General features: G+C 65.9%; 25 protein-coding genes. 8 read left to right on the top strand and 17 right to left on the bottom strand.

The annotated features are described in order from the left end of the window. Together JHD80_RS20590 and JHD80_RS20595 are read right to left on the bottom strand one after the other, a co-directional pair. Positions 1–589: DUF2161 family putative PD-(D/E)XK-type phosphodiesterase (locus JHD80_RS20590; protein WP_199091310.1), on the bottom strand; the 589-nt coding region annotated here is incomplete at its 3' end. 110 nt (positions 590–699) lie between these two features. Further along, positions 700–1209, bottom strand: coding sequence for a MarR family winged helix-turn-helix transcriptional regulator (locus JHD80_RS20595; protein ID WP_199091312.1), 510 nt, complete (start codon positions 1207–1209; stop codon positions 700–702). 50 nt (positions 1210–1259) lie between these two features. Between JHD80_RS20595 and JHD80_RS20600 the strand changes: the two genes are divergently transcribed. From JHD80_RS20600 to JHD80_RS20610, 3 genes are all read left to right on the top strand, one after another. Then, positions 1260–2528, top strand: coding sequence for an FAD-dependent oxidoreductase (locus JHD80_RS20600; RefSeq protein WP_199091314.1), 1269 nt, complete (start codon positions 1260–1262; stop codon positions 2526–2528). After that, positions 2525–3118 (top strand): Crp/Fnr family transcriptional regulator, encoded by a 594-nt coding sequence (locus JHD80_RS20605; protein WP_199091316.1) that lies wholly within the window; start codon positions 2525–2527, stop codon positions 3116–3118. The genes JHD80_RS20600 and JHD80_RS20605 overlap by 4 nt, the downstream gene beginning before the upstream one ends. 143 nt (positions 3119–3261) lie before the next feature. Then, positions 3262–3672, top strand: coding sequence for a VOC family protein (locus tag JHD80_RS20610; RefSeq protein WP_199091318.1), 411 nt, complete (start codon positions 3262–3264; stop codon positions 3670–3672). Between the two features lie 74 nt (positions 3673–3746). Here JHD80_RS20610 and guaA read toward each other — a convergent pair whose 3' ends face one another. The 3 genes from guaA to JHD80_RS20625 all read right to left on the bottom strand — a co-directional run bounded on the left by guaA (position 3747) and on the right by JHD80_RS20625 (position 7133). Then, positions 3747–5315, bottom strand: coding sequence for a glutamine-hydrolyzing GMP synthase (gene guaA, locus JHD80_RS20615; RefSeq protein ID WP_199091320.1), 1569 nt, complete (start codon positions 5313–5315; stop codon positions 3747–3749). An 87-nt stretch (positions 5316–5402) separates the two neighbouring features. Further along, positions 5403–5780: a putative quinol monooxygenase gene (locus tag JHD80_RS20620; protein WP_199091322.1), complete on the bottom strand. Its 378-nt coding sequence runs from the start codon at positions 5778–5780 to the stop codon at positions 5403–5405. 60 nt (positions 5781–5840) lie between these two features. After that, entirely contained in the window at positions 5841–7133 is a 1293-nt protein-coding gene (locus JHD80_RS20625; RefSeq protein ID WP_199091324.1) for an RsmB/NOP family class I SAM-dependent RNA methyltransferase, read from the bottom strand. A gap of 184 nt (positions 7134–7317) precedes the next feature. On the opposite strand from JHD80_RS20625, the gene JHD80_RS20630 reads away from it, so the two are divergent. Then, positions 7318–7461 carry a hypothetical protein gene (locus tag JHD80_RS20630; RefSeq protein WP_199091326.1) on the top strand — a complete coding sequence of 48 codons (144 nt, stop codon included), beginning with the start codon at positions 7318–7320 and terminating at the stop codon, positions 7459–7461. A gap of 184 nt (positions 7462–7645) precedes the next feature. Here JHD80_RS20630 and JHD80_RS20635 read toward each other — a convergent pair whose 3' ends face one another. Continuing rightward, positions 7646–8209, bottom strand: coding sequence for a hypothetical protein (locus JHD80_RS20635; protein WP_199091328.1), 564 nt, complete (start codon positions 8207–8209; stop codon positions 7646–7648). 331 nt (positions 8210–8540) lie between these two features. Between JHD80_RS20635 and JHD80_RS20640 the strand changes: the two genes are divergently transcribed. Further along, entirely contained in the window at positions 8541–9701 is a 1161-nt protein-coding gene (locus tag JHD80_RS20640) for a glycerophosphodiester phosphodiesterase (protein WP_199091330.1), read from the top strand. Between the two features lie 85 nt (positions 9702–9786). On the opposite strand, the gene JHD80_RS20645 is transcribed toward JHD80_RS20640, so the two are convergent. The 6 genes from JHD80_RS20645 to JHD80_RS20670 form a co-directional block, all read right to left on the bottom strand. Continuing rightward, positions 9787–10068, bottom strand: coding sequence for a hypothetical protein (locus tag JHD80_RS20645; RefSeq protein ID WP_199091332.1), 282 nt, complete (start codon positions 10066–10068; stop codon positions 9787–9789). A 210-nt stretch (positions 10069–10278) separates the two neighbouring features. After that, positions 10279–11073, bottom strand: a complete 795-nt coding sequence (locus JHD80_RS20650; protein WP_465246541.1) for an amino acid ABC transporter ATP-binding protein — start codon at positions 11071–11073, stop codon at positions 10279–10281. Positions 11074–11093: 20 nt separating this feature from the next. Then, positions 11094–12473: an amino acid ABC transporter permease gene (locus JHD80_RS20655; RefSeq protein ID WP_199091333.1), complete on the bottom strand. Its 1380-nt coding sequence runs from the start codon at positions 12471–12473 to the stop codon at positions 11094–11096. A 10-nt stretch (positions 12474–12483) separates the two neighbouring features. Next, positions 12484–13680: an amino acid ABC transporter permease gene (locus tag JHD80_RS20660; protein WP_349237315.1), complete on the bottom strand. Its 1197-nt coding sequence runs from the start codon at positions 13678–13680 to the stop codon at positions 12484–12486. A gap of 370 nt (positions 13681–14050) precedes the next feature. Continuing rightward, the gene (locus JHD80_RS20665) at positions 14051–15076 is read right to left on the bottom strand and encodes an amino acid ABC transporter substrate-binding protein (RefSeq protein WP_465246540.1); all 1026 of its coding nucleotides are present in this window, start codon (positions 15074–15076) and stop codon (positions 14051–14053) included. Between the two features lie 152 nt (positions 15077–15228). Continuing rightward, positions 15229–16251 carry an amino acid ABC transporter substrate-binding protein gene (locus JHD80_RS20670; protein ID WP_199091335.1) on the bottom strand — a complete coding sequence of 341 codons (1023 nt, stop codon included), beginning with the start codon at positions 16249–16251 and terminating at the stop codon, positions 15229–15231. A gap of 265 nt (positions 16252–16516) precedes the next feature. Here JHD80_RS20670 and metC point away from each other — a divergent pair, with 265 nt between their 5' ends. Continuing rightward, on the top strand, positions 16517–17707 hold the full coding sequence (metC, locus tag JHD80_RS20675; RefSeq protein WP_199091337.1) for a cystathionine beta-lyase: 1191 nt from the start codon (positions 16517–16519) through the stop codon (positions 17705–17707). 233 nt (positions 17708–17940) lie between these two features. Here metC and ppx read toward each other — a convergent pair whose 3' ends face one another. From ppx to JHD80_RS20700, 5 genes are all read right to left on the bottom strand, one after another. Further along, positions 17941–19422 (bottom strand): exopolyphosphatase, encoded by a 1482-nt coding sequence (ppx, locus tag JHD80_RS20680; protein WP_210339948.1) that lies wholly within the window; start codon positions 19420–19422, stop codon positions 17941–17943. Positions 19423–19450: 28 nt separating this feature from the next. Next, on the bottom strand, positions 19451–21646 hold the full coding sequence (locus JHD80_RS20685) for an RNA degradosome polyphosphate kinase (protein ID WP_248311691.1): 2196 nt from the start codon (positions 21644–21646) through the stop codon (positions 19451–19453). 119 nt (positions 21647–21765) lie between these two features. Beyond that, complete coding sequence (locus tag JHD80_RS20690) at positions 21766–22464, bottom strand: P-loop NTPase family protein (protein WP_199091341.1); 699 nt, start codon at positions 22462–22464, stop codon at positions 21766–21768. A gap of 7 nt (positions 22465–22471) precedes the next feature. Beyond that, complete coding sequence (locus JHD80_RS20695; protein WP_199091343.1) at positions 22472–23578, bottom strand: AI-2E family transporter; 1107 nt, start codon at positions 23576–23578, stop codon at positions 22472–22474. Positions 23579–23669: 91 nt separating this feature from the next. Further along, a complete protein-coding gene (locus tag JHD80_RS20700) occupies positions 23670–24200 on the bottom strand; it encodes a CDP-alcohol phosphatidyltransferase family protein (RefSeq protein ID WP_199091344.1) in 531 nt (176 codons plus the stop codon). Positions 24201–24377: 177 nt separating this feature from the next. On the opposite strand from JHD80_RS20700, the gene purM reads away from it, so the two are divergent. Further along, positions 24378–25451, top strand: coding sequence for a phosphoribosylformylglycinamidine cyclo-ligase (gene purM / locus JHD80_RS20705; RefSeq protein ID WP_199091346.1), 1074 nt, complete (start codon positions 24378–24380; stop codon positions 25449–25451). Further along, on the top strand, positions 25448–26071 hold the full coding sequence (gene purN, locus JHD80_RS20710) for a phosphoribosylglycinamide formyltransferase (RefSeq protein ID WP_199091348.1): 624 nt from the start codon (positions 25448–25450) through the stop codon (positions 26069–26071). Before purM ends, purN begins: the two co-directional genes overlap by 4 nt. Positions 26072–26122: the final 51 nt, after the last annotated feature.

Genomic DNA, 26122 nt, shown 5'->3' on the forward strand with positions numbered 1-26122 from the left:
GCCCGGACCGTTCGAACCAGCCATAGACGTTGCGATGCAGGATTTTCTGGGCGTCGGGACAGGACGGCTTGAGATCGCGCGGGCGCTTCGGCTCCGCCGCCATCGCAGCCGCACAGGCCAGCGCCTGCTGGCGATAGGCCGTCATGATGGGCTTGCGCGTGCCGCCGCCCATGGCCGGGTCGCCCTTGCGGCGCTTGTGCTCGTCCACCAGCCGCGAGCGCCGGCGCGGATCCTTGCGCGGGGTCGGCGCCGCGGGCGAGACGAGAATATCGACCTGCCCGGTGCTGGAAACGCCGAGCAGACCGAATCCGAGGCGCCGGCAGAGATTGCGGTAGCGCGGATCGCTCTCGCGCCCCTTGCCCCTGGCGGAAAGCTGCGCCGCGAGCCAGATCTCGTCGCCGAGGCTCAATCGGTCCACGCCCTGCAGGATGAGCTCGAGATTGAAGCTCAACTTCAGCTCGCCGATCACCACGACGGACGGATCGCCGTCGCGCAGTCCGACGAGATCGCAAGGCCCGATCTCGCCCTTCACGGTGTAGCCGAGCCCTTCGAGGAAGCGCTTGACGGGCAGATAGAGCGACGTTTCCACATCCACCTCCGGGCAACGGAGTTTCATAGATGCCCGATAGTCGTTTCGGAGAGGCAAACGCCGGCAGGCGCTGTCGCGATTTCGTCACCACGGCCGATGGGCCGGGGCGATCACGCGCCCCTCTGGCCAGGCCTCTCCGGCTCAGCCTTCTTTCCGGCGTGCCGGGCAAGGAATTCGGCGGTGAGGCGATTCTGCATCTCGACCGCAGCGGTGACGAATCTCAGGACGATCTCCCGCTCCGCAGCGGAATAACCCTCCAGAAGCGCCACGCCTTCGCGGTGGATTGGCCCATAGGCATCCTCTGCCATGACCTGCGCCTTGCGGGTGATCGAGACCATGATTTTTCGGCGGTCATTCGGATCCGGCTGGCGTGACAAGAGGCCGCGCGCTTCCAGCCGGTCGAGCAAAGCCGTGATCGAGGCAGGGGTCAGGCCCGTCTCGCTGGCGATGGCGCGCGCGGGCTGGGGACCGAACACGATCAGGCCCAGGCAGCGGCGCTCCGGGCTGCTCAACCCATGAAGGCGGCCGAAGGCCTCGTCGAAATCCTGCGTCGCATCCTGCCAGCGCATGATGCTGCGCCCGATCGCATCGATCGTCTCATCGTCCGTCCCGCTTGACATGCATCCCTTCTCGCAATTAGTTAGATAAACTAACAATTAGGATATCTAATATGTTATCCATTCGCCGCCCCGGTGCAAGGGCCCTTTCTCCTGATATCGCGATCTGCGGCGCCGGCATCGGCGGCCTCGTCCTGGCGTGCCGCCTGGCCGATCAGGGCTATCGGCCTGTCGTCTTCGAACGACGCGAGGAAGCGGAAGTCTGCCGCGAAGGCGCGTTCCTCACGCTGGCGCCGAACGGCATGAACGGGTTGAAGGCCATCGGCTGCTACGATTCCGTGCGCGGCGGCGGGGTCGAGACCACGGGAATCGACATCTGCAACGCGCGCGGCGCCCGCCTCGGCTACGCGGATCAGGCCGACCACGAAAGCGCCTTCGGCGCGCCCAGCATCACGATCAGCCGGGGCGGCCTGACGGAAATCCTGCTGAAGCGCGCGCGGTCGGCTGGCGCCGATCTGCGTTTCGGGACAGGCCTGGCGACGGTGACGCCCGATACTGGTCGCGCCCGGCTGACGCTTTCGCGTGGCGAGGTCTTCGAGGCCGATATCGTCGTCGGGGCCGACGGTTTGCGCTCGACGATCCGTGCTCAAGTGTTCCCCGACTATCCCGCTCCTCATTTCACCGGGTTGATCGGCACCGGCGGCATCACGCAGACCACGGTGGCCAGCACGAACGGCACGATGCGCATGACGTTCGGCGAGAAGGCGTTCTTCGGCTATCTGGTCGACGATCGGCAGCAGGCTTTCTGGTTCACCTCCTACGCGGCGGACACGCCGGAGAATGGCGATGCGTTCGATGGCAAGGCCTTTGCCGACCGCATCCGGCAGATGCACGCCAGCGATCCCGCGCCCAATCGCGCGATCCTCGCCGCCGTCACCAGCATCGAGCGGCCTTATCCCGTCTTCGACATGCCGGAATTGCCGGCCTGGTCGAGGGGGTGCGTCGTGCTGCTCGGCGACGCCGCCCATGCGGTCGGCCCCCATGCGGGCCAGGGCGCATCGATGGCGATCGAAGACGCCCTCGTTCTTGCCGCCGCTCTGGAGCGCGAAGCCGATGTTCCGACCGCGTTCCAGCATTACGAGGAGTTGCGGCGCCCCCGCGTCAGCGAAGTCGTCAAATTGACCGCGCGCAACAGTTCGCAAAAACGCGCACAAGGCAAATGGCGGCTTTTCATGCGCGACCTCCTGTTGCGCATTTTCATCCCGTTCGGGATCAGATCCGGACGCAGATTGTTCGCCTATCGGCCCGACAACATGCCGCTCGCCTTTCAAGCCGGGGGCGTGCTCTCATCGCGACGAGAGCAGGAGACGGGCGCCCCATGACGGGCACGGACGCATTCTTCGCAAAAATCCGCACCTACGCCGATCTGTCGGAGGAGGCCGAGCACGCCTGGGCTGAGCTGCTGCGGCGCAGGGTCTATCAGAAGGACGAGCCCTTCATCCGGGCGGGCGATGTGCCCACGGCCTGCGCCTTCGTCGTCGAAGGCCTGTTCTACCAGCACTATGTCGGGCCGGACGGCGACATGATCGTCAAATACTTCTTTCCGGAAAACCGCATCGCCGCTTCCGTGAGCGCGGCCCTGCTCGCCGAGCCGAGCCGCTTTACCATCACCGCCATCGAGGACAGCACCGTTCTTGAATACGAGTTCGCGGCTTTCAAACGGCTCGTTGCCGCGTTTCCGGATATCGCCGCCTTCTATGTCCGCTACATGGAACGCCACTGGATCGTCGAGAAGGAACCGGACGAGATCTCCTTCCGCCATGACGACGCGATGAAACGCTATCGCGATTTCATCCGCCGCGAACCGGATCTGCACCGGCGGCTGAAGCAGCATCATATCGCGGCCTGGCTGGGCATCACGCCGGAGAGCCTAAGCCGCCTGCGAAGGGCGATCGCGCTTGGCCGGATGTAGGGGCGCGATTTCCTACCAAACGTCAATTCGCTGCCCGCCGACCGTCTCTAACACTCACCACAGGCAGCCGCGATGACGGGCATGGCGGCGCTTGTCGAACGAGGCCGGGCAAGGAGCCCGGCCGCGATCAAGGGAGATGTGACATGACCAAGATGATCTTCGTGAACCTGCCGGTGACGGACCTGCCGCGCGCCAAGTCCTTCTACGAGGCGCTCGGCTTCACCAACAATCCGCATTTCAGCGACGAGACCAGTGCCGCCATGGTCTGGAGCGAGGCCATCCACGTGATGCTGCTGACCCATGCCAAATGGCGCAGCTTCACCAATCGCCCGATCCCGCCGGCGACCTCGAGCGAAGTGATGCTGGCGATTTCCTGCGACAGCCGCGAAGCGGTCGACCGGATGAACGACACTGCCGCGAAGCATGGCGGAACGGCCGACATCAACGCGAAGCAGGATCTCGGCTTCCTGTACAACCGCAGCCTCACCGATCCCGACGGCCATGTCTGGGAAGCGATGTGGATGGACCCCGCCGCGATCCCGTCCGCCGATTAAGGGAGCGCCATATGTTGAGGGCCGGCCCTTGCAGGGCCGGCCCTCAACCGCTTTTTAAAGCGAAGTCAGCGGGCTCATTCCCACTCGATCGTACCGGGGGGCTTCGATGTCACGTCGTAGACGACGCGGTTGATGCCCTTGACCTCGTTGATGATGCGGGTCGCGGCGCGGCCGAGGAAGTTCATGTCGAAGGGATAGAAATCCGCCGTCATGCCGTCGACCGAGGTCACGGCGCGCAGCGCGCAGACATGGTCATAAGTGCGGTAGTCGCCCATCACGCCGACGGTGCGGACCGGCAGCAGCACGGCGAAGGCCTGCCAGATCACGTCGTAGAGGCCGGCCTTGCGGATCTCGTCGAGATAGATCGCATCGGCCTTGCGCAGGATGTCGAGCTTCTCCCTGGTGATCTCGCCGGGGCAGCGGATGGCGAGGCCCGGCCCCGGGAAGGGGTGGCGGCCGACGAAGGCTTCGGGCAGGCCGAGCTCGCGGCCGAGCACGCGGACCTCGTCCTTGAAGAGCTCGCGCAGCGGCTCGACGAGCTTCATCTTCATGCGCTCGGGCAGGCCGCCGACATTGTGGTGGCTCTTGATGGTCACCGAGGGGCCGCCGGAGAACGACACGCTCTCGATCACGTCGGGATAGAGCGTGCCCTGCGCCAGGAAATCGGCGCCGCCGAGCTTGGCGGCCTCGGCATCGAAGACGTCGATGAAGAGCCGGCCGATGGTCTTGCGCTTGGCTTCCGGATCGGCGCCGCATTTGGCGAGCTCGGAGAGGAAAAGCTCTTCGGCCTCAACATGCACCAGCGGGATGTTGTAGTGATCCCTGAACAGGCGGACGACCTCTTCGGCCTCGTTCATCCGCATCAGGCCGTGATCGACGAAGACGCAGGTGAGCTGGTCGCCGATCGCCTCGTGGATCAGCACCGCCGCGACCGCCGAGTCGACGCCGCCGGAGAGCCCGCAGATGACGCGGCCGGCGCCGACCTGCTCGCGGATCTTCTTCTGCATCTCGGCGCGATAGGCCGACATGCTCCAGTCCGGCTTGCAGCCGCAGATCTCGACGACGAAATTGCGCAGCAGCTTGCCGCCATCCGGGGTGTGGACCACCTCGGGGTGGAACATCGTGGTGTAGAAGCGCCGGGTCTCGTCGCTTGCCACCGCGAAGGGGGCGTTCTCCGAGGTCGCCTTGACCGAGAAGCCCCGCGGCAGTTCGGTGACCCGGTCGCCATGGCTCATCCAGACGGGATAGCGCACGCCCTTCTCCCAGACGCCTTCGAACAGCTTCGACGGCGCGACGATCTCGACATCGGCGCGGCCGAACTCAGCCGCATGCCCGCCCTCGACCTTGCCCCCGAGCTGATGCGCCATGGTCTGCTGGCCGTAGCAGATGCCCATCAGCGGGATATTCGCCGAGAAGACCGCTTCAGGCGCGCGCGGGCTGCCCTCGTCCGGCACCGAGGCCGGGCCGCCCGAGAAGATCACGCCCTTCGGCTTCATGCGGGCGAAGGCATCGGCCGCCGACTGGAACGGGGCGATCTCGCAATAGACGCCGATCTCGCGGATGCGCCGCGCGATGAGCTGCGTCACCTGCGAGCCGAAATCGATGATGAGGATGGAGTCGTGATGGGGCTGAGCGCTCGTCATCGCGTTCCGTTAATGGATCGCGCGGGCGCGCGCAACGGCTCGGCCACGGCATCAGGGCGGAACGGCCATGCCGGAAAGCAGGCCGCCTCAGGAGGAAACCTGATCCAGAACGATCAAGCGCAGCGGTTCGGCCAGAAGCGCTTCCATCCCAGCGGCAAAAGCCTGGAAATGAGGAGTGGCGATATGCGTATCGAGCGCCGCACGGTTGCGGAACGCCTCGCGCATGTAAAACGTGCCAGGCTCATCGCGCTGCTCGAACAGGACATAGTCGAGGCAACCCACTTCCGCCCGCGTCGGCTCGATCAGGGCGAGAAGCGCCGCCCGCAGATCCTCCCGACGGCCGGCTTTTGCCTTCAAGACGGCAAGGGAGACGAAGGTTTCCGTATTCGCGCTCATGACCATTCCCATGCGATTGGTAGCGATCATGACATCGTCAAAGCGGCTCGCCGGCGCAAGAACGCACAATTTTCGCTCCTGGTGAGGCGGACGATACTGTCGCACACCCCGCAGCGAGCGTTCGCGGCCTCAGCCTTGCAGACAGGCCAGATAGAACCCGTCCGTGCCCGTACGCCGCGGCGAGAACTGCAGGCCGTAGCTGGTGGCGAAGCGAGCGAGCAGCGAGACATCGCTCTCGGCACCCTTGAGCACGTCGCTCGGCGCGACCGCGGCAAAGCCCGGATGCTTGCCGAGGAAGGCACGGATGGCCTCGTCGTTCTCCTCCGGCAGCACGGAGCAGGTGATATAGGCGATGCGGCCTCCCGGCTTCACCAGCCGGGCGGCCCGCGCCAGCACCTCGGCCTGGTCCTTGATGCGCTCTGCCAATGCGCCGGGGCGCACGCGCCATTTCGCGTCGGGGTTGCGCCGCCAGGTGCCTGAGCCGGTGCAGGGCGCATCGACCAGCACCAGATCCACCTGCCCGGCGATATCGGCGAAGGGCTCGTGGCCGCGCGAGCGGGGAATGCGGACCTCGACGACGCTCGCCCCCGAGCGGGCCAGCCGGTCATGCAATGGCGCGAGGCGGCGGCTGTCGAGATCGGTGGCGTAGAGGCTGCCGCGATTGGCCATCAGCGCGGCGAGCGCCAGTGTCTTGCCCCCTGCCCCGGCGCAGAGATCGATCACGGTCTGGCCGGGCTTGGCGCCGGCGAGCAGCGTCACCAGTTGCGAGCCCTCGTCCTGGATCTCGAAGGCGCCGGCGAAGAAGCCGGGCTCTGTCTGCAATGAGGGGCCGCGCCCGTCATAGCCGGGCTGGAAGCGCAAGGCGTCGGGCGACCAGGGGCCCTGCTCCGGCTGGAGATGGGCGAGATCCTTCAGCACAGCGTCGCGGCTTGCCTTGAGGCGGTTGACGCGCAGGTCGATCGGCGCGCGGGCGGCCAGAGCCTCGCCCTCGGCGATGGCTGCTTCACCCAGGCCCGCCCGGAACGAGGGCCAGAGCCATTCCGGGACGTCCGCCTGCACCCAATCCGGAGCGCCTTCGACGGAAAAGGCCGTGAGCAGCGCCGTCTCGTCGTCGTTCAAGGGCTGTGGCGCATGGTTCTCGCCCGAGCAGAGCGCCGCGATCTCGGCGACGCCGAGGCCGCGCAGGCCCGCCAGCATGCCGAGGACGAGCGCGCGTGGCGTCTCGGACGCCATCGCATAGCCGGACGAGGCCTTGCGCCGGAGCGCGTCATAGACCAGCGAAGCGACGGCGGCCCGGTCCTTCGAGCCGGCGAAGCGGCGCGACAGGCCCCAGTCCTTGAGCGAATCGGCGGCGGGCCGGCGGCGCTCGACGATATCCTGGAGCACCTCGATGGCGGCGCTGATCCGGGCGGCTGGGGTCATGACGCTTCAATCCTGGCATCGCCGGACGGATTCCGGGACGCCGCAAAGACGAGGCCGAACGGATTTCGACCGATTCAAGCATGACGCAGGGACATGAAGCCCCCAGTGTCACACTCTTGACGCGGTCGTTCCACAAGCGGAAAGACGATGCAACCGCATGTCGCGGTGAACGGGATATCCACACATGAAAAGCGCCAGCCGCATCCTCGTCCTCGGCCTTGTCGCGCTCGGCCTTGCCGCCTGCGCCACCCAGCAGCAGCCGGACTACACCCCGCCGGCCTCCAAGCGCCTCGACGCCAAGACGACGCTTGAGACCCACCGCCGCTGAGATTGCGGGGAGACGGCTGCGGCTTCGCTCCCGGTAGGCCCGCCCGCATCGGTGATCGCACAAGCCCGCCTCCGCTTTCGCCGGGGCGGGCTTGTTTATGTCGAGGACCCGAGGAAAGACGAGAAGTAGGGCAGCGAGCGAATAAAGCTCGTAGAACCGCGTTATCTCGCACTGGTCCCTTGCATCAGGCTGCGACACAATTCGAACGAAGCGTCCCGATCGCTTCGCCTGTACGCGTGCCGACCATGAACGAGCCCGTTTCGAGAATGCCCATCACAGCAACCCTCGAGGGTGGCCTGCTGCTGCCGAACCAGCTTTCGAGCATCGTCACCTTCTCTGGCGGCAAGCGTGACGTGACCATCGTATCGAGCGGCTTTCCGCCGACCAGTCGCTCAAACCACCACCCACTCCCGGAAGCCGTCGCAACGATATCGACGGCAACCTGAAGCTGCTGTGTCATCCCGTCGCCGATGATGACCGAGACATTCTCAACTCTGCCGGGCATATTCCTTCGAAACTCTGCGGGGATCGGCAGGCGTGTGCGCAACAGCAGGTGAAGACCACCGTCGACACCGCAGATCAGGCTGAGCGACGCAGGTGTTCTAGCGGCTGAATGGCGCGCAAGCTCGACGCCGTCTCGGAGAACGAACGGTATTTCCTCGGCGGTTCGCCAGTCGAGATCCGGAGACCATGCGTAGATGGCCATACCTGCGAATACGATGATTGCAGCACCAGTGCGCTTGAGCATTTTTATGGAACGATTCCTCTTGTCTTTGACCGCTCACATGCGCTCGTGGAGTTGCAGAGCTTCAGCAAAAACCTTGCATGTCCTAGGTTTTCTCCCGAGCGCCTCTTACAGCAAAACTCGCATTCGACCGTATCGCCTACCCGCTCATCCGAGGACATCCCTGCGCTCCTGGTTGACGCCGCGATCGGCATCGTGAGCGTTTCGTCTTTGCCGTCGACAGGCTTCACGCCTGTGCGCGCAGCGCCCCACTCAAATCCAAGCATCGGCCTTCATGGCCGTGTCATATCCGCCCTCTTAAGGTCGCTCGCATTTCCGTGAGGCTGGGCAGATCATGACAAAGAACCTCCTTCTCTCGACCACGCTTCTCGCCGCGCTGGCCTTCCAGGTTCCGGCTGCGTTCGCACAGGCGGCCCCGACGCTGTCGGGCCAGAAGCCGCTCGTCATCGGTCATCGCGGCGCCAGCGGCTACATGCCGGAGCATACGATCGAGGGCTACAAGCTCGCGATCCAGCAGGGTGCCGATTTCATCGAGCCAGACCTCGTCTCGACCAAGGACGGCGTGCTCGTCGTCCGCCACGAGCCGATGCTGTCAGGCACCACCGACGTCGCCAACCGCCCGGAATTCGCCAATCGCAAGACCACCCGCAAGGTCGACGGCGTCGACACCACCGACTGGTTCGCCAACGACTTCACCGCCGCCGAGATCAAGACGCTCAAGGCCAAGCAGGCCTTCGCCGACCGCGACCAGTCGCATAACGGCAAGTACCAGATCCCGACCTTCCAGGAGGTGATCGACCTCGCCAAGGCCGAGAGCGCCCGCACCGGCCGCACCATCGGCATCTATCCCGAGACCAAGCACCCGACCTATCACGCCGCGCTGGGCCTCGCCTTCGAGGACAAGCTGCTCGACATGCTCAAGGCCGCCGGCTGGACCGACAAGGCCGCGCCGGTCTTCATCCAGAGCTTCGAGACCGCAAACCTGAAATACCTGCGCCCGAAGACGCAATTGCGCCTCGTCCAGCTCGTCGATGGCGACGGTGTCGACAAGGACGGCAAGGTCACGCTCGTCGCGCCCTTCGACCGCCCCTACGACTTCGCCGTGCTCGGCGACAAGCGGACTTTCCAGGACATGCTCTCGGCCGAGGGCCTGAAGGAGATCGCGACCTATGCCGACGGCGTCGGCCCCTGGAAGCCCTATCTGATCGGCTCGAAGCAGACGATCGGCGCCGACGGCAAGCCGCAGGACCTGAACGGCGACGGCACGATCGACGAGCGCGACCGCACGCTGATGGCCCCGACCAATGTGGTGAAGGACGCCCACGCGGCCGGGCTCCTGGTCCATAGCTGGACCTTCCGTAGCGAGCCGAAGCGGCTGACCTCCGACTTCAAGGGCGATGCGGGCGCCGAGTACAAGGCCTTCTTCGCGCTCGGCCTCGACGGGCTGTTCTCGGACTTCCCCGACCAAGCCGTGAAGGCGCGCGACGGCAAATAAGCCTCGTTCCAACAGAAGGCCCGCGACGCTTGGCGCCGCGGGCCTTTTTCATGGACGGATGCCGCGCCTGCCGGCGCGGCCGAACTCAGTCGCAGACGCGGGTGGTCCGGCGCACGACGCCACGCGGCGTTTCGCGCTCGGTCGTCACGGTGCGGCAGTCGCGGCGGTAGTTCGCCCGGCGCCATTCCCGCTCGCGATGGCGCTCATAGCGGTCGCGCCGCTCCTCGCGGATCTCCCGGTCGACCGCCCGCTCGCGCGGCGAGCGCGTATCGACGCTGACGCCGCCGGGGCCGACATTGATCGACTGGGCATAGGCCCCGCCGCTGACCAGAAGGGCGGCGAGCAAAGCAGGAACAAGACGTTTCATGGCGTTTCCTCCGTTCCCGTCACAAACGGGGTACGCCAGGATTCGTTCCGACAAGGCATGTTTCGCCATGCCGAAAAGGGGCGCCATCGCGCCACGCCGTCATTGCGAGCGAAGCGAAGCAATCCAGGAAGACTCGGCTCCGCCCTGAAACGAAAAACGCGCCGGCATGAGCCGGCGCGCTTGCGATCGAGGCGGCGGGACGTTCCGCCCTCAGTGCAGAATCTGGCTGAGGAAGAGCTTGGTGCGCTCGTGCTGCGGGTTCTTGAAGAACGCGTCGGGGGTGTTCATCTCGACGATCTGGCCGGCATCCATGAAGATGACGCGGTCGGCGACCTGGCGGGCGAAGCCCATTTCGTGGGTGACGCAGAGCATGGTCATGCCCTCCTCCGCCAGCGAGACCATGGTGTCGAGCACCTCCTTGACCATCTCGGGATCGAGCGCCGAGGTCGGCTCGTCGAACAGCATGATCTTCGGGCTCATGCACAGCGAGCGGGCGATCGCGACGCGCTGCTGCTGGCCGCCCGACAGCTGGCCCGGATATTTATGGGCCTGCTCGGGGATCTTGACGCGCGTGAGATAGTGCATGCCGATCTCCTCGGCATCCTTCTTCGGCATCTTGCGCACCCAGATCGGCGCCAGCGTCAGGTTCTCGAGGATCGTCAGATGCGGGAACAGGTTGAAGTGCTGGAAGACCATGCCGACGTCGCGACGGATCTCGTCGATCTTCTTGAGATCGTTGGTCAGTTCCGTGCCGTCGACGATGATCTGGCCCTTCTGGTGCTCTTCCAGCCGGTTGATGCAGCGGATCATCGTCGACTTGCCCGAGCCGGACGGGCCGCAGATGACCAGCTTCTCGCCACGGCCGACCTTCAGGTTGATGTCGCGCAGCACGTGGAACTCGCCGTACCACTTGTTCACGCCGATCATCTCGACCGCGGTGGCGGTGTTCAGCGAGGTCTGCTTCAGCGCCGCGGGGCGGGAGCCGGTCGTCTTGGTTTCTGCCATTGCCATGGTTGTCGTCCCTCTCAACGTTTTTGGCCGGCGGCGAGGCGCTTCTCGACCGCAATCGAATAGCGCGACATTCCCCAGCAGCACAGGAAATAGAAGATGGCGGCGAAAGCGTAGCCTGTCGACCGTGTCGTGGGCGTCGCCCAGGTCGGATCGATCAGCGTCGCCTCGATGGTGCGCAGGAAGTCAAAGATACCGACGATGGTGACCAGCGTCGTATCCTTGAACAGCCCGATGAAGGTGTTGACGATGCCCGGGATCACGATGCGCAGCGCCTGCGGCAGGATGATCAGGCGCATCATCTGCCAGTAGCCGAGGCCGAGCGACATCGCGCCCTCGTACTGGCCCTTCGGCATCGCCTGCAGGCCGCCGCGCACCACCTCCGCCATATAGGCGGCAGCGAAGAGCGCGACGCCGATCAGCGGGCGCAGCAAGCGGTCCGGCGACCATTCCTGCGGCACGAAGAGCGGCAGCATGGTGTTGGCCATGAACAGCACGGTGATCAGCGGCACGCCGCGCACGAACTCGATGAAGATCACCGAGAGCAGCTGGATAGCCGGCAGCTTGGAGCGCCGGCCGAGCGCCAGCAGCACGCCGAGCGGCAGCGAGAAGACGATACCGACCGCCGAGATTAGGAAGGTCACGGTCATGCCGCCCCAGAGGCCGGTATCTACGCGCGGCAGACCGACCTTGTCGGCGAGCACCGCCAGCAGGCCGAAGACGACGAGCGAGATCAGGATCAGGCGCTTGGGCCGGTAGAAGCGCTGCCAGACCGGCATGGCCTCCTCGACAGCGAGCTGCCCCTCGCCGATCCAGAACTTCATCAGCCCCGGCACGAAGGAGAGCACGAGATACAGCACCGCCAGCGCGAAGGTGACGAGGATCAGGAAGCGCAGGAAGCTCACCGCGCGCTCGCCGCCGAGCAGCAGGATGAAGGCGCTGGCTGGCATGATGACGAAGAAGAAGAAGGCGCCGACCTTCTTCAGCGGCATCTTGTTCCAGAGCAGCCAGACCACGCCGAGAGCGAACATCACGAAGACGATGTTGACGCGCCAGCGCTCGGACACGGGGTAGGAGCCGTAAATGAAGTACTGGGTGCGATCGGCGATATAGGCCCAGCAGGCGCCGACCGGGCGCCCGACCTTGTCGGCGAGGCAGGCGTCACGGTTCGTCCCGGTCCAGACCGCATCGAGGAAATAGAAGCGGATCATTCCCGGAACCGTATCGACGACCAGCCAGACGCAGAGCAGCGTCAGGATGATGTTGAGCGGGCTCGAGAACAGGTTCGTCCTGATCCAGGCCAGGGGGCCGGCGACGGAAAGCGGCGCCGGCTCCTGCGGAAGCGTCTCCTTGCGGACGAAGGCGAAGGGCGCGTTCTCGGTTGTTGCGTCGGTCATCGCGCGGCCCTCACCGTTCCACCAGCGCCATGCGCTTGTTGTAGATGTTCATGAACAGCGAAGTCACCAGCGAGATCGTCAGATAGACCGCCATCGTAATCGCCACGACCTCGACGGCCTGGCCGGTCTGGTTCAACACCGTACCGGTGAAGACCTGGACAAGATCGGGATAGCCGATCGCCACCGCCAATGACGAGTTCTTGATCAGGTTGAGGTAGTTCGAGGTCAGCGGCGGAATGATTACCCGCATAGCCTGCGGGATGACGACGAGCTTCAGCGTCGGCCCGTTGCGCAGGCCCAGCGCATTGGCGGCCTCGGTCTGCCCTTTCGACACCGCGAGGATGCCGGCACGCACCACCTCGGCGATGAAGCCCGCCGTATAGGTGGTCAGGCCGATCAGGAGCGCGACGAATTCCGGGAAGATCTGGATGCCGCCGCGCAGGTTGAAGCCGGCCCGCTCGGGATAGATGAAGGAGACCGGCCGGCCCGTCACGAAATAGATCAGCGCGGGCAGGAGGACGATCAGGGCGAGCGCGACCCAGCCGATCGGATATTGCCGGCCGGTCGCGGCCTGCTGCTTATGCGCCCAGGACCGGAAGAGGAAGGTGGCGACGAGGCCGATCAGGAAGGCCCAGACGATGAGGTTGCCACCGGGGCCGAGCTGCGGATCGGGAAGGTAAAGGCCGCGGTTGTTGAGCAGCGCGCCGGCCGGCAGCGCGATGGAATCGCGCGGGTTGGGCAGCGGCTTCAGGACCGCGTTGTACCAGAAGAACAGCTGGAGCAGCAGCGGGATGTTCCGGATGACCTCGACATAGATCATCGCGAGCTTCGAGATGACCCAGTTGTTCGAGAGTCGGGCGACGCCGACGAAGAAGCCGAGAAAGGTCGCGAAGATGATGCCCAGGCCGGCCACCAGCAGCGTGTTGAGCAGGCCGACGATGAACGCGTCGCCATAGGTCGAGCCGCCCGAGGCCGAGAACGTAATCAGCTTCTGGTTGATGTCGAAGCCGGCCGCGTTGTGCCAGAAGCCGAAGCCCGAGGCGATCTTCTGCGCACGCAGGTTCTCGATCGCGTTCGATGCCGCTGACCAGATCAGGAAGGCGACGATCGCCACCAGGGCGGCCTGATAGACATAGCCCCGGATCTTCGGGTCGTAGAATAACGACGCCTTGCCGGGTGTTACCTGTTCGCTGGGGATGCTCGACACCTGTCACGCCCTTTTTTGCTTCGCTTGTCGTGGCCGGCGATCCTGCGGCGGTGCGGTTGCGCCGTGGTCGTCTTGTTGTCCGTGCCACTGTTCCGGTTTCGCGAACGGCGCCCGGCCGGCAAGCCGCGCGCCCTTCCCTCAGCCCCCGTTCCCGGTCCGCGCCATGCGCTGCGACAGGTCTCCGGCACCGGCAATCACCGATTCTGCCATGATCTTCATCTCGTTCCCCTGTTCGGGGCGGGTTCGTCCCGCCCTCGGCTCGTGAGCAAGTCCCGGGCCAAGCCGCCCGAACCTTGCCCTTGCTCCTTCGTCTCGTGCGGGGCCTTGCGGCCCCGTTTCATTTTTTGGTCCGCCCCCCGCCGGGCGGTCGTCAGCGGATCGGCGGAGCGTATTGCAGCCCTCCCCGAGTCCACAGCGCATTCTGGCCACGTTCGATCTTCAGAGGCGAGTCCCGACCGAGATTTCTCTCAAAAGATTCCCCATAATTGCCGACATGGCGAAGAATGCGATAGGCCCAATCGCGATTCAGGCCGAGCGGCTCGCCGAAATCGCCCTCCAAGCCGAGCAATCGACGGACATCCGGCCGCTCCGAGGCCCGCATGGAATCGAGATTGCCCTGGCCCACGCCCAGCTCCTCGGCATCGACCATGGCGAACAGCGTCCACTTGACCAGGTCGAACCATTGGTCGTCGCCGTGGCGCACGGCCGGGCCGAGCGGCTCCTTCGAGATCGTCTCGGGCAGGATGACGTGCTCCTGCGGCGCTGCGAGCCCCACGCGCTGGATCGCGAGGCCGGCCCGGTCATAGGCATAGGCGTCGCAGCGGCCGCTGGCATAGGCGTCGAGGGTTTCCTGGCTGTCCTTGAAGGCGACGATCTCATATTTCAGGCCGTGGCCGCGGAAGAAATCGGCGACATTGAGTTCGGTCGTGGTGCCCTGCTCGACGCAGACGGAGGCTCCGGCGAGTTGCCGGGCCGAGGTCAGGCCGAGCTTGCCGCGCACCATGAAGCCCTCGCCGCCATAGAAATTGATGCCGGTGAAGTTGAGGCCGAGCGCGGTATCGCGCGCCATCGACCAGGTCGAGGTCCGCGACAGAAGATCGACCTCGCCGGTCTGGAGCGCGGTGAAGCGGTCCTTCGACAGCAGCGGGACGAACGTCACCTTCTCGGGATCGTCGAAGATCGCGGCGGCGACCGCACGGCAGAGATCGACGTCGAGTCCGGTCCAGCGCCCCTGCCTGTCGGGCAGGGAGAAACCGGCCAGCGAAGGCGCGACGCCGCAAATCACCGAGCCGCGCTGTCTCACCTTGTCGAGCAAGCCGCCCGCCGGCGCGGCGCGCCCTTCATCCGGCGCCAGGGCAGCCATCGCGGCAGATGCCATCGCGACGAGCAGCGGCATCCTTGCCTTGGAAATGGCAGAACGTATCCTGGACGACAGCAGCGACACCATACGGCAACCGGACACTCACATCGCGCCCATCGCCGGCCGGGGCCGTTTCGGCGCGCGACGATGAAACGGGGCGCCGGCCAGGCCGGCGCCCCGCATGCCTCTTAGCGAACCGGCGGGGCGTATTGCAGGCCGCCCTTGGTCCACAGACCGTTCTGGCCGCGGGCGATCTTGAGCAGCGAGCCCTGGCCCACGTTGCGCTCGAAGGATTCGCCGTAATTGCCGACATGCTTGACGATGCGGACGACCCAATCCGGGGTCAGGCCGACCTGCTCGCCGAACTTGCCTTCGGTGCCGAGCAGACGCTTGATCTCCGGGTTGTCGGACTTGGTCTTCTCGTCGACATTCGCTTGGGTCACGCCGAGCTCCTCAGCGTTCAGCATGGCGAAATGGACCCATTTCACCAGGTTGAACCATTGCGGGTCGTTGTTGCGGACGGCCGGTCCGAGCGGCTCCTTGGAGATGATCTCCGGCAAAACGAGATGCTCGTCGGGGTTCGTCAGCTTCAGGCGCTCGGCATAGAGGCCCGAGGCGTCGGTGGTGAAGGCGTCGCAGCGACCGGCGTCATAGGCCTTGACCGTCTCGTCCGAGGTCGCGAAGGCCACGACTTCGTATTTCAGGTTGTTGGCGCGGAAGTAGTCGGCGAGGTTGAGCTCGGTCGTGGTGCCCTGCTGGGTGCAGACCGAGGCGCCGTTGAGCTGCAGCGCCGAGTTCACGCCGAGCTTCTTGCGGACCAGGAAGCCCTGGCCGTCATAATAGTTCACGCCGGTGAAGAGCAGGCCGAGCGAGGCGTCGCGCGTCATCGTCCAGGTCGAGTTGCGGACGAGAACGTCGACCTCGCCCGACTGGAGCGCGGTGAAGCGGTCTTTGGCCGAAAGCGGGATGAACTTCACCTTGTTGGGGTCGTTGAAGACCGTCGCCGCGATGGCGCGGCAGAGGTCGACGTCGAGGCCCTTCCAGTTGCCCTGCGCGTCCGGCACGCCGAAGCCGGCGAGGCCGGTGTTCGAGCCGCAATTGAGGATGCCGCGCTGCTTGACCTGCGTCAGCGTGGCCTGGGCCGACGCCCCGGTCGCTGACAGCGCCATGCCGAACCCTGCCGCAAGCGCGGCCGCTACAAACTTCTTCATCGGTACTCTCCCGTTGGAACCCCTGATCCGGCTGATGCCGGAAGATATTTCTGGTCACGCCGCCGGCGGCTTTTTCGCCGCTCGGTTCGTCCCGCTTGCGCGCGGCGTCGCCATATCCTCGAGTCGATTGCCAGAGCGATTCATGAGCGTCAAGCAACCGCCATACGCATGAGCCGCCCCTTGTTCCCTGCATATATCACATGCGAGTTTGTGGGGAGTGGTCAAGCCTGACCATGATTTTCCCACTTTCTGGCCGTGCCGTCCCATGAAAAAGCTGACTTCGCCTGAATTTGCGCGCCTCGGCGAGCGCACGCGCCTGGTTCTGGCCGGCCGGGACCCCGCCGACAGCTACGGCTTTGTCAATGCGCCTATCGTACGAGGCTCGACGGTGGTCTATCCGAACACCGAAGACTTCCTGGTGCGCAAGGCGCGCTACACCTACGGCACGGACGGCAACCCGACGATCGACGCGCTGATCGCCGCCGCCAACACGATCGAGGGCGGCGCCGGCGTCGTCGTGACGCCATCGGGACTGATGGCCTGTACGCTTGCCTTTCTGACCCTGCTCTCGGCCGGCGACCATGTCCTGGTGACGGACAGCGTCTATCGGCCGACGCGAATCTTCTGCGACACCTTCCTGAAGCGGATGGGTATCGAGACGACCTATTACGACCCGCTGGTCGGCGGCGACATCGCCAAGCTGTTCAAGCCGAACACGAAGGCGATCTGGACCGAGGCGCCGGGCTCCCAGACCTTCGAGATGCAGGACATTCCAGCGATCGTCGCGGCTGCGCGCGAGCGCGGCATCCCGGTCGCGATGGACAATACCTGGGCGACGCCGCTGTTCTTCGATGCCCACGCCTTCGGCATCGATCTCTCGGTGCAGGCCGGCACGAAGTATTATGCCGCCCATTCGGACGTGCTGATCGGCACCGTCTCGGCCCGGACGCCGGAACTCTACAAGAAGCTGCGCGCGGCCTGGGGCCAGCTCGGCCTCATCGTCGCCCCGGAAGATGCGTTCCTGACGCTGCGCGGCATGCGCACGATGGCGATCCGCCTGAAGGAGCAGATGCCGGCCGGCCTCGCCATGGCGGAATGGCTGCGCGATCGCCCGGAGGTCGCAAACGTCCTGCACCCCGCCCTGCCCGGCGCTCCCGGCCACGAGATCTGGAAGCGCGATTTCACCGGTGCCTCCTCGCTCTTCACGTTCGAGCTGAAGCCCGTCTCGATGAAGGCTGTCGGCGCGATGCTGGACGGGCTGACGCTGTTCGGGATCGGCGCTTCCTGGGGCGGCTACGAGAGCCTGGTGCTGCCCTTCGACTGCAAGGACTACCGCACCGCGACGACGCCGGACTTCAAGGGGCCGACGATCCGGATCCATATCGGACTGGAGGATATCGAAGACCTCAAGGCCGATCTCGACGCCGGCTTCGCCCGGCTGCGGGCGGTGGGATAAGCGGCACCGAAAACGCTCCGTCATTCTCGGGCGAAGCGAAGCTTCGACCCGAGAATCTCCGGATTATTCCAGCGTCATTCCGGACAAGCCGCGAAGCGGCGCGGATCCGGAATCCATCATAGAATTCGACATCCTACGATGGATTCCGGGTCTCCCTCCGGTCGCCCGGAATGACGAAACCGGATGAAGAGATGCTCGGGTCAAGCCCGAGCATGACGCGGGTTCGTAAGGCCTCAGAGCCTGCCGATCTCGAAATCGCGGCCGAGCAGCTTCGCGAGCTGCTTCAGCCGCCCCTCGACGCGCTCGCTCGCCAGCGCCGACAGGTCGGCCGGAAAGCGCAGGAGCAGGCGATTGTCGACGCAGGCCGCCGGGATGCGCGGCAGGATGCCGGCCATGCCGGCCGAGAGCAGATAGGCGACGCGGAATATCGCGGCGATCAGGAGCGCCCGAGCCAGGATCGGCGGCGGCAGCAGCGTCTTGAGCCCGGCTGCGGCCGGCGAACTCGCCTTCATCCCTGCATAGCGATGGAAGATCGTCAGCGCCAGAAAAGCGCGCCCGATATGGTCGAGGCCGGTGAAATAGGCGTGGGCGATGACATTCATGCTCTGCTCGCCGCGATAGTCGGGATGGGCGCGCCAGCCGATATCGGAGAGCAGGCAGACGGTCTCGATCATCCGGCCGGAGGGCTCGTCCTGCGGCAGGCCGGCCGTCTCCAGGATGCCGCGGGTCCAGTTGATCAGCTCGGCCGCATGGCGCGGGTCGCGGGCGCGCAGCAGATTGTAGTCCCGCGCCGCCTGCATCAGCGGGTCGGCGCTCTGCTCTTCCGGCGAGAGCTGCTCGTGCAGCAGCCCTTCGCGCACGCCCTGCGCCGAGATGATGATCTCGCGCGGCTTGCCGCGCTTGATCAGTTCGTCCAGCACCAGCGCGCCATAGGCCAGCAGCGGCCGGCGGGCGGAGGACACGGCATCGATCGCATCGAGCACCGAGATATCGGCGCGCTCGACCAGCCTGACGAAATCCGCGACGTCGCGGGTCGGCACGGAATAGCCGTGCATCACGTTCAGCGGATAGCCGACGCGGTGCTGGTGGAGCGTGGCGAGCGCGCGCCAGGTGCCGCCCACGGCGTAGAAGTCGCGCCCTTTCATGGCGGCGAGCTGCGGCAGCTTGTCGAGCTCGTCCTTGACGATCTTCTCGGCCGCCCGGAGCGAACCCTTCGAGCGGTCGAGCAGGGCGAGGCCGCCGAGCGGGACGCTGGCGCCCTGCCCCACCGCGCCGTCCTTGATCGAGATCAGCTCCAGGCTGCCGCCGCCGAGATCGCCGACCACGCCGTCCGGATTGTCGAAGCCCGAGATCACGCCGAGGCCGGAAAGGATGGCCTCGCGCCCGCCCGAGATCAGCTCGATCGGCTGGCCGATCGCCTCCTCGGCGCGGGCGATGAATTCCGGCCCATTGCTGGCATAGCGCGCCGCGGCGGTGGCGATGACGCGAATCTCGCCGACATGCATCGCTTCGCAGAGGATGCGGAAGCGCACCAGCGCGTTGATCGCCTTGGCGACGGCGTCATCGGCGAGACGGCCGGTCGAGGCGACCTGCCGGCCGAGACCCGCCATTTCCTTCTCGTTGAAGACCTGCGCGGGGGCGCGGGCCAGCATCTCGTAGACGACGAGGCGGACCGAGTTCGAGCCGATATCGACGATGGCGATGGTGTGGGACAACGCGAGCCGCCCCGGCGCATGCTTGAGCTCAGGCCTTGCGTCCCCCTCGGCGCGAGAGGGAACGGGGACTTGAGTTGGAGAGCGATTTTCCACGTCCGGACAGACTCGGGTTCGTCATGAAGTACTTATGCGCATTGAACGGCTCTTCGTTCGGCGCGGGGACAATGCGGCGCGAGCCGCCATCGGGCAATATCGTCCAGCTCTGCTCGTTGTCGAGCAGGTTGGCCAGCATGATCTGATCCAACAACTGCTGATGCACAGTCGGGTTCAGAATCGGGGTCAGCGCCTCGACGCGGCGATCGAGGTTGCGCGGCATCAGGTCGGCCGAGGATATGTAGATCTTGGCCTTGGGCGACGGCATGCCGTGGCCGGCGCCGAAGGCGTAGATGCGGGTATGCTCGAGGAAGCGGCCGATGATCGACTTGACCCGGATATTGTCCGAGAGGCCGGGCACGCCGGGCCGCAGGCAGCAGATCCCGCGCACGACGAAATCGATCTCGACGCCGGCCTGGCTGGCGTCATAGAGCGCGTCGATGATCTCGGGATCGACCAGTGCGTTGCACTTGCCCCAGATCGCGCCCTTGCGGCCGGCCTTCACATGGGCGACCTCCTCGGCGATGTCGGCCAGCAGGCGCTGCTTCAGCCCGGTCGGCGAAACCGACATGCGCTCCAGCCCGGCGGGCTCGGCATAGCCGGTGATGAAGTTAAAGATGCGGGCAACGTCCTGCGACAGCACGGGGTCGGCGGTGAAGAAGGAGACGTCGGTGTAGATGCGCGCCGTGATCGGGTGGTAGTTGCCGGTCGCGATATGGCAATAGGTGACGAGCTGGCCGGCCTCGCGGCGCACCACCAGTGACAGCTTGGCGTGGGTCTTGAGCTCGATGAAGCCGTAGACGACCTGGACGCCGGCCCGCTCCATCTCCTTGGCCCAGCGGATATTGGCTTCCTCGTCGAAGCGGGCCTTGAGCTCGACCAGCGCGGTGACCGACTTGCCGGCCTCGGCCGCCTCCGTCAGCGCCTTGACGATCGGCGAGTTGGCGGAGGTGCGGTAGAGTGTCTGCTTGATCGCGACGACATTGGGGTCGCGCGCCGCCTGCTGCAGGAACTGCACGACGACGTCGAAGCTCTCATAGGGGTGATGGACGAGCAGGTCCTTCTGGCGGATCGCGGCGAAACAGTCGCCGCCATGCTCGCGGATGCGCTCGGGGAAGCGGGCATTATAGGGCTTGAACTTCAGATCCGGCCGATCGACGCCGACGAGCTGCGCGAGCTCGTTCAGGCCGATCATGCCGTTGATCTCGACGACCTCGTCGCTGTCGACCCTGAGCTCGCGCACGATCATCCGGCGCAGGTGGTCCGGCATGCCGATCGAGAGTTCGAGTCGGATGACGACGCCCAGCCTTCGCTGCTTCAGCATGGTCTCGAAGACGCGGACGAGATCCTCCGCCTCCTCCTCGATGTCGAGATCTGAGTCGCGGATGATGCGGAAGGAGCCGGCGCCCTTCACCTCGTAACCGGGGAAGAGCTTGCTGATGAAGAGCGAGACGGCGTCGTCGAGCGCGATGAAGCGATGCAAGCCTTCTCGCGCCAGGTCCGGCAATTCGATAAAGCGGTCGATCTTGGTCGGCACGCGGATCAGCGCGTCGAGCTGGCGACCGTCGCTCTTGCGCTCCAGCGCCAGCGCGATGGTGAAGCCGAGATTGGGGATGAAGGGGAAGGGATGCGCCGGGTCGATCGCCAGCGGCGTCAGCACCGGGAAGATGTAGTTGAGGAAGTAGTCCTCCAGCCAGATCCGGTCCTGCGGGCCGATATCGCCCGGCTGGAGCATATGGATCCGATTCTCGTGCAGGTCTTGGCGCAGTTCGGCCCAGCGCGCCTGCTGGTCGGCGGTCAGCGCGGCCACCGCCTCGCCGATGGCGACGAGCTGGCCGGCCGGCGTCAGGCCGTCCTGGCTGCGCGTGATCACGCCGGCCTTGAGCTGCTCGCGCAGGCCGGAGACGCGGACCATGAAGAATTCGTCGAGATTGTTCGCGGAGATCGAGAGGAAGCGAAGCTGCTCCAGCAGCGGATGGCTGCGATTCGAGGCCTCTTCCATGACGCGGCGGTTGAACTGGAGCCAGGAGAGCTCCCGGTTCATGAAGCGCTCCGGCTGGTGGCGCAGGGGCGCCGGATCGGCCTCGCTGGAGAGCTTCTCCGGCTCGTCGATCGCGGTCTCGAGAGGCATGCTCTTCGCTCGGGTCCTGGTCATCTTTCCGCTCATGCAGCCGTTGAAGCCATCCTAGCGTGACGGTTCGATGACAAGCGACATGATTTGAAGCATCGGCCGCGCGAATATAGCCGGCTTCAACCCGGCTCCTCCGGAAACAGTTCCGCCAGCGCCTCCTGAACCAGCGGGCGGGTGACCCTGCGGCCCCGTTCGAGCGCCATCCGGTCGAGCCGGTCGACGACCTGCCGCGCGGCGGCGAAGGAGCGTTCCATCCGCATGGCGAGGGCGTCGATCACGGCGATGTCGACCACGAGCTGGCGATCGATGAAGAGCTTGACCAGCAGCGCCCGCAGCAAACCGTCATCCGGCGGCTCGATCGTCGCGGCCGGAGCCAGCCGGAGGCGCGACAGCAGGTCCGGCACGCTCAGGCCCCAGAGATCAGGCGAGCTTCGCGCCGTCAGCAGCAGGAAGCCGCCCCGCGCCTTGATGGCGTTCATCAGGTGGAACAGGGCGTGCTCGTCGAGGGCGCCCGCATCGCAATCCTCGATCACCAGCGCGCCGCCGGAGACGAGGTGCGGCACCTGAGCCTCGTTCAGCTCCCTGGCGGGGATCGTCCAGGCATGAGCGGCGCGGGCCCAGATCGCGGCGAGATGGGTCTTGCCGGCGCCTTCCGGGCCGGTGAGGCGCAGCCACGCCTCGGGCCAGGCCGGCCAGCGCTCGATCAGGCCGTAGGCCGCCTCGTTGGAGGCGCCGACCAGGATATCCTCGACGCCATGGCGACTGTCGACAGGGAGGTCGAAGGCAAGCTGACGCGGACGCGGGGGCAACTCGGACATCGACAACTCAGCGCTCGATATCGATGGTCACATCGATCTTCGTCGGCTGCGGATGGACGCCGCGATAGAGGTTGCTGCCGAGATATTGCCGGAGCGCGAAGCGGCAGAGCACCCCGATCACCGCCGAAAGCGGCACCGCCAGCAACAGGCCGACGAAACCGAACAGCGAGCCGAAGGCGAGCAGCGCGAACATCAGCCAGACCGGGTGCACGCCGATGGAGTCGCCGACGAATTTAGGCTGGAAGATGTTTCCTTCGAGGAACTGACCGGCCAGGAAGACGCCGAGCGTCGCCAGCGGCCAGGTCCAGTCCGGCCAGAACTGCACCGTCGCGACGCCGACCGAGAGCACGAGCCCGGTCAGTGAGCCGACATAGGGGATGAAGGAGAGGAAGCCCGAGATGATACCGATCAGCGCGCCGAAATTGACGCCGACGATGCTGAGGCCGACCGCGTAGAAGCTCCCAAGCAGCACGCAGACCAGCGCCTGCCCGCGCAGGAAGCCGGCGATCGCCATGTCCATCTCGCGCAGAAGGCCGCGAATGGTGTCGCGATGGTCGAGAGGCAGCCAGCTATCGACGGTCGCGACCATGCGATCCCAGTCGACCAGCAGGTAGAAGGCGATGACCGGCGTCAGCACCAGCAGCGAAAAGACGCCGACGATGGCGGTGCCGCCGCTCCAGAGCGATTGCAGCAGGCCGCCGACCCATTTCATGCCGTCGCCGACGAGATTGCCGAGCGAGTTCTGCGCTTCCTTGGTGAGGTCGGTGCCGCCGAAGCGCTCGAGCCAGGGCGCGCCCTTCTCCAGCACCAGCGCCTGGAGCTTGGCGGCATCGCCCGGCAGGCGTGCGACGAGGCCGGCAAGCTGCTGGCCGAGCAGAGGGGCCAGTAGAACCAGCGCCAGCACGAAGATCAGCAGGAAGACGACGAGGATGACGATCGTCGCCGCGAGCCGGTTCATGCCCATGCGCTCCAGCCTGTCGGCGAGCGGATCGAGCAGATAGGCCAGCGCCAGCGCCGCGATGAAGGGCAGCAGCACGTCGCGCAGCACCACCAGGAACAGGACGAAGACAAGAAGGGAACCGACCCAGAAGCCGATCTGGCGTTGCAACGTCATCGATCAGCCTCTCTCGCATCTCAGGGCCGGCGGACATGTCAGATGTGCATCGGAGGCCGCATTGCCAACCGCAATGGCTGATAAAGCCCCGTCAACCTGCCATATGGCGCAGCCAGAAGGCGAGATAGGCCGTCATCGAGGCGACCGTCAACAGAGCGACGACGAGTTCACAGGCCGGCGCGACGGAGCCGAGATCGATGCCGAAGGCGCGCGAGCCCAGCGCCAGCGCGGCGAAACCGATCTGCGCGGCGGTGTTGAGCTTGCTGACAATGATGGGGGCGATCGTCAGCGGCTTGTGGAGCAGCCAGGACAGGATCACGGCCGCCACGATCATCAGGTCGCGCGCGACGACGAGCACGACGAGCCAGACCGGGATCGCGCCGACGACCGCGAGCGTGATGTAGATCGAGACGATCAGCGCCTTGTCGGCGGCCGGATCGAGCCATGCACCGAGTTCGCTCGCCATGCCGCAGCGCTTGGCGAGGAAACCGTCGACCGCGTCCGATATGCCGGCCACGACGAAGAGGATGAAGGCCGCCTGCCAATTCGCGCCGGCGATCATGACGATGACCAGCGGCACCAGGAACAGGCGGCCGATGGTGATCAGGTTGGGGATCGTCATGGCGGCACTGTCGCGCGAACCGCCGGAAAGACCAATGCTCTCTCGTCAGAGACCCTGCGCCCGGCCGGAATGACGCCTCTCCACCTGTGAGAAATCGCCAAAGCCGGCCCTAACGCCTTGCCATGGCGGGCGCGCTTGCCTATCGCTCCCGCGAGCACGCAAGGAAGGCGAAACGCAATGAGCAAGCCCGGCGCAAACGGACTGACCTATGCGCAGGCAGGCGTCGATATCGACGCCGGCAATGCCATGGTCGACGAGATCAAGCCGCTGGTGCGCGCGACGCGCCGGCCGGGCGCGGACGCGGAGATCGGCGGCTTCGGCGGATTGTTCGATCTCAAGGCCGCTGGTTTCAGCGATCCGATCCTGGTCGCCGCCAATGACGGCGTCGGCACCAAGGTCAAGATCGCGATCGAAAGCGGGCTGCATTCGACGATCGGCATCGACCTCGTCGCGATGTGCGTCAACGACCTCATCGTCCAGGGCGCCGAGCCCCTGCTCTTCCTCGACTATTACGCCACCGGCAAGCTCGACCCGAGGGTCGGCGTCGAGATCGTGCGCGGCATCGCCGATGGCTGCCGCCAGGCCGGCTGCGCGCTGATCGGCGGCGAGACCGCCGAGATGCCCGGCATGTATGCCGAGAAGGATTACGACCTCGCCGGCTTCGCGGTCGGTGCCGCCGAGCGCGGCACGCTGCTGCCCCGTGAGGACCTCAAGCCAGGCGACGTGGTGTTCGGCCTGCCCTCCTCCGGCGTACATTCGAACGGCTATTCGCTGGTGCGCCGCATCGTCCAGCTCAGCGGCCTCGGCTGGGAAGCCCCTGCCCCCTTCGCTCCCGAAAAGAGCCTCGCCGCGGCGCTGCTGGAGCCGACCCGCATCTATGTGAAGCCTCTCCTGCAGGCGCTGAAGGCGACCGACGGCATCAAGGCGCTGGCGCATATCACCGGCGGCGGCTTCCCCGACAATATTCCGCGCGTCCTGCCCGAAGGGCTGGGCGTCGCGCTCGACCTGCCCGCCATCCCGGTTCCGGCGGTGTTCGGCTGGCTCGCCAAGGTCGGCGGCGTCGCCGAGCGCGAGATGCTGCGCACCTTCAACTGCGGCATCGGCATGATTGTCACCGCGCAGGCTGACAAGGCCGACGAGGTCCTTGCCGCGCTGAAGGCTGCCGGCGAGGCGCCGGTGAGGCTCGGCGAGATCGTGCCGGTCGCGGCCGGTGAGGAGCAGGTCGGCTATCGCGGCAAGCTCTCGCTGTGAGCGCCGCCCCTCCCCGCAAGCGCGTCGGGGTGCTGATCTCCGGGCGCGGCTCCAACATGGTCTCGCTGGCAGAAGCGGCACAGGCGCCGGGCTATCCGGCCGAGATCGCGCTCGTCATCTCGAACATTCCCGATGTCGCCGGGCTCGACCGGGCGCGCGATTTCGGCATCGCCACGGCGACCGTGGATCACCGCGCCTTCAACAAGGATCGCGAAGCCTTCGAGCGAGCGATGGACGAAGTGCTGCGGGTCAACCAGATCGAGCTCATCGTTCTGGCCGGCTTCATGCGCATCCTGACACCCTGGTTCGTGGCGCGCTGGGAAGGGCGGATGATCAATATCCACCCCTCGCTGCTGCCGCTGTTCAAGGGCACGCATACGCATCGGCAGGCCCTGGAAGCCGGCGTTTCCGAGCATGGCTGCTCGGCGCATTTCGTCGTGCCGGAGCTCGATGCCGGACCGGTGATCCTGCAAGCCAAGGTGCCCGTCCTGCCCGGCGACGACGAAGAGACGCTGGCGCAGCGCGTCCTCGTCGAGGAGCACAAGCTCTATCCGGCGGCGCTGGCGGAAGTCGCTTCCGGCCGCGCGAGGCTCGAAGGCGGGGCCGTCATCCGCGGCTGAGCCGCGCTGTCGCCTTCGCGCTTGCAGCGCTCCCACTCCTCCTTCGCCCTC

Source organism: Allobosea sp. ASV33 (assembly GCF_016428755.1).
Classification (GTDB): Bacteria; Pseudomonadota; Alphaproteobacteria; order Rhizobiales; family Beijerinckiaceae; genus Allobosea.

What these genes read in the sequence shown, in the direction of transcription:
- JHD80_RS20595 (WP_199091312.1), bottom strand. Translation starts at nt 1,209, where the DNA reads ATGTCAAGCGGGACGGACGATGAGACGATCGATGCGATCGGGCGCAGC.
- JHD80_RS20600 (WP_199091314.1), top strand. Translation starts at nt 1,260, where the DNA reads ATGTTATCCATTCGCCGCCCCGGTGCAAGGGCCCTTTCTCCTGATATC.
- JHD80_RS20605 (WP_199091316.1), top strand. Translation starts at nt 2,525, where the DNA reads ATGACGGGCACGGACGCATTCTTCGCAAAAATCCGCACCTACGCCGAT.
- JHD80_RS20610 (WP_199091318.1), top strand. Translation starts at nt 3,262, where the DNA reads ATGACCAAGATGATCTTCGTGAACCTGCCGGTGACGGACCTGCCGCGC.
- guaA (WP_199091320.1), bottom strand. Translation starts at nt 5,315, where the DNA reads ATGACGAGCGCTCAGCCCCATCACGACTCCATCCTCATCATCGATTTC.
- JHD80_RS20625 (WP_199091324.1), bottom strand. Translation starts at nt 7,133, where the DNA reads ATGACCCCAGCCGCCCGGATCAGCGCCGCCATCGAGGTGCTCCAGGAT.
- JHD80_RS20630 (WP_199091326.1), top strand. Translation starts at nt 7,318, where the DNA reads ATGAAAAGCGCCAGCCGCATCCTCGTCCTCGGCCTTGTCGCGCTCGGC.
- JHD80_RS20635 (WP_199091328.1), bottom strand. Translation starts at nt 8,209, where the DNA reads ATGCTCAAGCGCACTGGTGCTGCAATCATCGTATTCGCAGGTATGGCC.
- JHD80_RS20640 (WP_199091330.1), top strand. Translation starts at nt 8,541, where the DNA reads ATGACAAAGAACCTCCTTCTCTCGACCACGCTTCTCGCCGCGCTGGCC.
- JHD80_RS20645 (WP_199091332.1), bottom strand. Translation starts at nt 10,068, where the DNA reads ATGAAACGTCTTGTTCCTGCTTTGCTCGCCGCCCTTCTGGTCAGCGGC.
- JHD80_RS20650 (WP_465246541.1), bottom strand. Translation starts at nt 11,073, where the DNA reads ATGGCAGAAACCAAGACGACCGGCTCCCGCCCCGCGGCGCTGAAGCAG.
- JHD80_RS20655 (WP_199091333.1), bottom strand. Translation starts at nt 12,473, where the DNA reads ATGACCGACGCAACAACCGAGAACGCGCCCTTCGCCTTCGTCCGCAAG.
- JHD80_RS20665 (WP_465246540.1), bottom strand. Translation starts at nt 15,076, where the DNA reads ATGCCGCTGCTCGTCGCGATGGCATCTGCCGCGATGGCTGCCCTGGCG.
- JHD80_RS20670 (WP_199091335.1), bottom strand. Translation starts at nt 16,251, where the DNA reads ATGAAGAAGTTTGTAGCGGCCGCGCTTGCGGCAGGGTTCGGCATGGCG.
- metC (WP_199091337.1), top strand. Translation starts at nt 16,517, where the DNA reads ATGAAAAAGCTGACTTCGCCTGAATTTGCGCGCCTCGGCGAGCGCACG.
- JHD80_RS20685 (WP_248311691.1), bottom strand. Translation starts at nt 21,646, where the DNA reads ATGCCTCTCGAGACCGCGATCGACGAGCCGGAGAAGCTCTCCAGCGAG.
- JHD80_RS20690 (WP_199091341.1), bottom strand. Translation starts at nt 22,464, where the DNA reads ATGTCCGAGTTGCCCCCGCGTCCGCGTCAGCTTGCCTTCGACCTCCCT.
- JHD80_RS20695 (WP_199091343.1), bottom strand. Translation starts at nt 23,578, where the DNA reads ATGACGTTGCAACGCCAGATCGGCTTCTGGGTCGGTTCCCTTCTTGTC.
- JHD80_RS20700 (WP_199091344.1), bottom strand. Translation starts at nt 24,200, where the DNA reads ATGACGATCCCCAACCTGATCACCATCGGCCGCCTGTTCCTGGTGCCG.
- purM (WP_199091346.1), top strand. Translation starts at nt 24,378, where the DNA reads ATGAGCAAGCCCGGCGCAAACGGACTGACCTATGCGCAGGCAGGCGTC.